Origin of the sequence: Micrococcus sp. KRD128 (assembly GCF_017168395.1) — a bacterium.
Lineage (GTDB): Bacteria > Actinomycetota > Actinomycetes > Actinomycetales > Micrococcaceae > Micrococcus > Micrococcus luteus.
Map to the genome: position 1 here is coordinate 1 of NZ_JABFAX010000043.1, position 6,017 is coordinate 6,017.

Sequence of the window (6,017 nt, forward strand, 5' to 3'; positions counted from 1 at the left end):
AACAGTGCGAGGCCCTCCCTCAAAGAATGTCCGGCGGCGACCTACTCTCCCACAACCTCCCGGCTGCAGTACCATCGGCGCTGTGGGCCTTAGCTTCCGGGTTCGGAATGGAACCGGGCGTTTCCCCCACGCTATGACCGCCGTAACCCTAACCCCACACCACCACCCTCAACACGGGCAACAGCAGGGAAACCTACGGGTCACACAACAGTGACACTATTCAACTGAAACACCCCAACCACCCACCAACAGTGGACAGCCGGTTGCAATCAGACAACCGCACAGTGGACGCGAACACCCACCCATCACCTTGAAGCAAGCAACAGGATTAAGAGTGTGTGTAAGTCATCGGCCTATTAGTACTGGTCAGCTTCACGAGTCTTCAGTCCTCGCTTCCACATCCAGCCTATCAACCCAGTGTTCTAGCTGGGGGCCTCACACCCTCAAAGGGGCAAGGAAATCTCATCTCGAAGCCGGCTTCCCGCTTAGATGCTTTCAGCGGTTATCCATCCCGAACGTAGCTAATCAGCCATGCACCTGGCGGTACAACTGACATACCAGAGGTTCGTCCGTCCCGGTCCTCTCGTACTAAGGACAGACCTTCTCAAATTTCCAACGCGCGCAGAGGATAGGGACCGAACTGTCTCACGACGTTCTGAACCCAGCTCGCGTACCGCTTTAATGGGCGAACAGCCCAACCCTTGGGACCTACTCCAGCCCCAGGATGCGACGAGCCGACATCGAGGTGCCAAACCATGCCGTCGATATGGACTCTTGGGCAAGATCAGCCTGTTATCCCCGAGGTACCTTTTATCCGTTGAGCGACGGCCGTTCCACAACGAGCCGCCGGATCACTAGTCCCGACTTTCGTCCCTGCTCGAGCTGCCACTCTCACAGTCAAGCTCCCTTGTGCACTTGCACTCGACACCTGATTGCCAACCAGGCTGAGGGAACCTTTGGGCGCCTCCGTTACATTTTGGGAGGCAACCGCCCCAGTTAAACTACCCATCAGGCACTGTCCCTGACCCGGATCACGGGCCGAAGTTAGATATCCAGAGTGACCAGAGTGGTATTTCAACGATGACTCCACGAACACTGGCGTGCCCGCTTCACAGTCTCCCACCTATCCTACACAAGCCACACCGAACACCAATACCAAACTATAGTAAAGGTCACGGGGTCTTTCCGTCCTTCTGCGCGTAACGAGCATCTTTACTCGTAATGCAATTTCGCCGAGTTCATGGTTGAGACAGCGGGGAAGTCGTTACTCCATTCGTGCAGGTCGGAACTTACCCGACAAGGAATTTCGCTACCTTAGGATGGTTATAGTTACCACCGCCGTTTACTGGGGCTTAAGTTCTCCGCTTCGCCGAAGCTAACAGGTCCCCTTAACCTTCCAGCACCGGGCAGGAGTCAGTCCATATACATCGTCTTACGACTTCGCATGGACCTGTGTTTTTGATAAACAGTCGCTTCCCCCTGGTCTCTGCGGCCCCGATCCCCTCACACCAGCACGTGGTGCTCAAGGTTGGGGCCCCCCTTCTCCCGAAGTTACGGGGGCATTTTGCCGAGTTCCTTAACCATGATTCTCTCGATCGCCTTAGTATTCTCTACCTGACCACCTGTGTCGGTTTAGGGTACGGGCAGTTTGAACCTCGCGCCGATGCTTTTCTTGGCAGCATAGGATCACCGGATCACCCACCACGTGGGCGCCCATCAGGTCTCAGGCATACAGCCGGCGGATTTACCTACCGGCAGCCCTACACCCTTAGACCAGGTCATTTCCATTGCCCGGCCCGGCTACCTTCCTGCGTCACACCTGTTAATGCGCTTGCCTCCCCGGTTCAGGTCCCGCGCTCCCCATCACCGTCCCCGTCAAAGACGAGGATCGGGATGGTTCGGGCGGTTAGTATCACCGGCTCAGCATGGGCGGTTCTTCACTGGTACGGGAATATCAACCCGTTGTCCATCGACTACGCCTGTCGGCCTCGCCTTAGGTCCCGACTTACCCAGGGCAGATTAGCTTGACCCTGGAACCCTTAGTCATCCGGCGGACGGGTTTCTCACCCGTCTTTCGCTACTCATGCCTGCATTCTCACTCGTCCACAATCCACCAGAAGTTACCCGCTGGCTTCACCTCGTGAACGACGCTCCCCTACCCATCCAGCAAAACTGAATGCCACGGTTTCGGCGGTGTACTTGAGCCCCGCTACATTGTCGGCGCGGAATCACTTGACCAGTGAGCTATTACGCACTCTTTCAAGGGTGGCTGCTTCTAAGCCAACCTCCTGGTTGTCTCAGCAACTCCACATCCTTTCCCACTTAGCACACGCTTAGGGGCCTTAACCGGTGGTCTGGGCTGTTTCCCTCTCGACTATGAAGCTTATCCCCCACAGTCTCACTGCCACGCTCTCACTTCCCGGCATTCGGAGTTTGGCTGAAGTCAGTAACCTTGTAGGGCCCATCGTCCATCCAGTAGCTCTACCTCCGGGAAGAAACACGTGACGCTGCACCTAAATGCATTTCGGGGAGAACCAGCTATCACGGAGTTTGATTGGCCTTTCACCCCTACCCACAGCTCATCCCCTCCATTTTCAACTGAAGTGGGTTCGGTCCTCCACGCGCTCTTACACGCGCTTCAACCTGGCCATGGGTAGATCACTCCGCTTCGGGTCTAGGACACGCGACTCAATCGCCCTATTCAGACTCGCTTTCGCTACGGCTTCCCCACACGGGTTAACCTCGCCACGTATCACTAACTCGCAGGCTCATTCTTCAAAAGGCACGCTGTCACCCCGCAAGGAGGCTCCAACGGTTTGTAGGCACATGGTTTCAGGTACTATTTCACTCCCCTCCCGGGGTACTTTTCACCATTCCCTCACGGTACTGATCCGCTATCGGTCAACAGGTAGTATTCAGGCTTACCAGGTGGTCCTGGCAGATTCACACGGGATTCCTCGGGCCCCGTGCTACTCGGGCGACCCTCCAACAGCGGCGGAACACATTTCGACTACGGGACTCTCACCCTCTACGGTCCAGCATCCACACTGGTTCGTCTATATGCCCGCACCTCACTGCGCCATGCCGGCAGACATGACAAGGAGGGGCCCACAACACCGCACATGCAACCCCTGCCGGGTATCACACACATACGGTTTAGCCCCATCCGCGTTCGCTCGCCACTACTAACGGAATCACTATTGTTTTCTCTTCCTGTGGGTACTGAGATGTTTCACTTCCCCACGTTCCCTCCACCCGGTCTATGTGTTCAACCGGGGGTCACACGACACGTCGTGCGGGGTTTCCCCATTCGGAAATCCTGGTCTCAACGTCCGGTTATCGACTCCACCAGGCTTATCGCAGATTCCCACGTCCTTCTTCGGCTCCTGTTGCCAAGGCATCCACCATGCGCCCTTGGAAACTTTCACACACAATGAAAGTCCTCAAATGAGCAATATCTAACTAAGATGTCATTCTCGGCATCACCACACCTCACACACCACCCCAGGGGGGAACAGTGCGATCAACGATGCAGCAACAAAAAATAAGATGCTCGCGTCCACTATGCAGTTCTCAAACAACAACCCACACCCCATCCACCAACCCACAAGGCCAGCTTCACAAGGTACGGAGACCAGAAACAACAACCCCAACCCCAAGGCCAGGGTGCCTGCTGTTCCAGGACCCAACAGTGTGCCAACACCAGCTCGCAGCCACCAACACCACCCATTCCAACCACACCCACAAAGGCATGACGTACTCGAGCACTGCCGGCACCACCACTGGCACCATTCATTGATGTTCCACCCATGAGCAACCCGCCATCACACACGCGGTGATGCAACGGGCACTGATGCTCCTTAGAAAGGAGGTGATCCAGCCGCACCTTCCGGTACGGCTACCTTGTTACGACTTAGTCCCAATCGCTGGTCCCACCTTCGACGGCTCCCCCCACAAGGGTTAGGCCACCGGCTTCGGGTGTTACCGACTTTCGTGACTTGACGGGCGGTGTGTACAAGGCCCGGGAACGTATTCACCGCAGCGTTGCTGATCTGCGATTACTAGCGACTCCGACTTCATGGGGTCGAGTTGCAGACCCCAATCCGAACTGAGACCGGCTTTTTGGGATTAGCTCCACCTCACAGTATCGCAACCCATTGTACCGGCCATTGTAGCATGCGTGAAGCCCAAGACATAAGGGGCATGATGATTTGACGTCGTCCTCACCTTCCTCCGAGTTGACCCCGGCAGTCTCCCATGAGTCCCCACCATTACGTGCTGGCAACATGGAACGAGGGTTGCGCTCGTTGCGGGACTTAACCCAACATCTCACGACACGAGCTGACGACAACCATGCACCACCTGTGAACCCGCCCCAAAGGGGAAACCGTATCTCTACGGCGATCGAGAACATGTCAAGCCTTGGTAAGGTTCTTCGCGTTGCATCGAATTAATCCGCATGCTCCGCCGCTTGTGCGGGCCCCCGTCAATTCCTTTGAGTTTTAGCCTTGCGGCCGTACTCCCCAGGCGGGGCACTTAATGCGTTAGCTGCGGCGCGGAAACCGTGGAATGGTCCCCACACCTAGTGCCCAACGTTTACGGCATGGACTACCAGGGTATCTAATCCTGTTCGCTCCCCATGCTTTCGCTCCTCAGCGTCAGTTACAGCCCAGAGACCTGCCTTCGCCATCGGTGTTCCTCCTGATATCTGCGCATTCCACCGCTACACCAGGAATTCCAGTCTCCCCTACTGCACTCTAGTCTGCCCGTACCCACCGCAGATCCGGGGTTAAGCCCCGGACTTTCACGACAGACGCGACAAACCGCCTACGAGCTCTTTACGCCCAATAATTCCGGATAACGCTCGCACCCTACGTATTACCGCGGCTGCTGGCACGTAGTTAGCCGGTGCTTCTTCTGCAGGTACCGTCACTTTCGCTTCTTCCCTACTGAAAGAGGTTTACAACCCGAAGGCCGTCATCCCTCACGCGGCGTCGCTGCATCAGGCTTGCGCCCATTGTGCAATATTCCCCACTGCTGCCTCCCGTAGGAGTCTGGGCCGTGTCTCAGTCCCAGTGTGGCCGGTCACCCTCTCAGGCCGGCTACCCGTCGTCGCCTTGGTGAGCCATTACCTCACCAACAAGCTGATAGGCCGCGAGTCCATCCAAAACCGATAAATCTTTCCAACACCCACCATGCGGTAGGCGCTCCTATCCGGTATTAGACCCAGTTTCCCAGGCTTATCCCAGAGTTAAGGGCAGGTTACTCACGTGTTACTCACCCGTTCGCCACTAATCCACCCAGCAAGCTGGGCTTCATCGTTCGACTTGCATGTGTTAAGCACGCCGCCAGCGTTCATCCTGAGCCAGGATCAAACTCTCCGTAAAAAAATTACAGAACAACACCGTGGCAGCCGGAAATAACCACCACGACATCCATTCAATACCTAGCAGACCATCACCACACCACGGGGGTGGCAGGCGATGATCAACCAATATGTGTTAAAACAATTGGCATCAACAAACTTGGCACACTATTGAGTTCTCAAACAACAGGCGCTTCCAGCTTCAGCGACCCGCTCCGCGGGCCGTTTCGCTCTGGAGCAACTTCTCCATCCTAGACCATCCGTTTCGACCGTGTCAACTCCGTGTCCGAAGCATTCACCGTCCGTTCACATGGCCGGGCTAGAAAACCTTACCACGCGATCCGACAATGTCAACTCCGCTTCCGCGGGGCCAGACACTCACCGGACCATCCACGTGGAAGGCCTCGAAAAGCTTACCACATGATTCCCGGCTGTCAAACCAGATCATCTTCTTCAGGAATCCCGACCCGCATCACTGCCAGCCGCGCACCCGGTGAGCACCACCCGCCCTGGACCTGCCATTCTCGGCATGAATCCGCGGATTCTGTGTTCTTCACCCCGCCTCCCGGTCACCCGGTCGGCGTCTTGAGCACGAGATGGAACTCTACACACGAACCCCACCGAACACAAAATCAGGGGTGACACCCGGCGT

The 6,017-nt window shown here is 56.3% G+C and carries 3 rRNA genes; all 3 read right to left on the reverse strand.

The features are described from left to right. Positions 1 to 28 precede the first annotated feature (28 nt). Positions 29 to 145, reverse strand: a 5S ribosomal RNA gene (rrf, locus tag J1M44_RS11330). A gap of 191 nt (positions 146 to 336) precedes the next feature. Further along, positions 337 to 3,428, reverse strand: a 23S ribosomal RNA gene (locus J1M44_RS11335). 436 nt (positions 3,429 to 3,864) lie between these two features. After that, positions 3,865 to 5,387 (reverse strand): 16S ribosomal RNA (locus J1M44_RS11340). The 16S, 23S and 5S rRNA genes sit together here, the layout of an rRNA operon. Positions 5,388 to 6,017 lie beyond the last annotated feature (630 nt).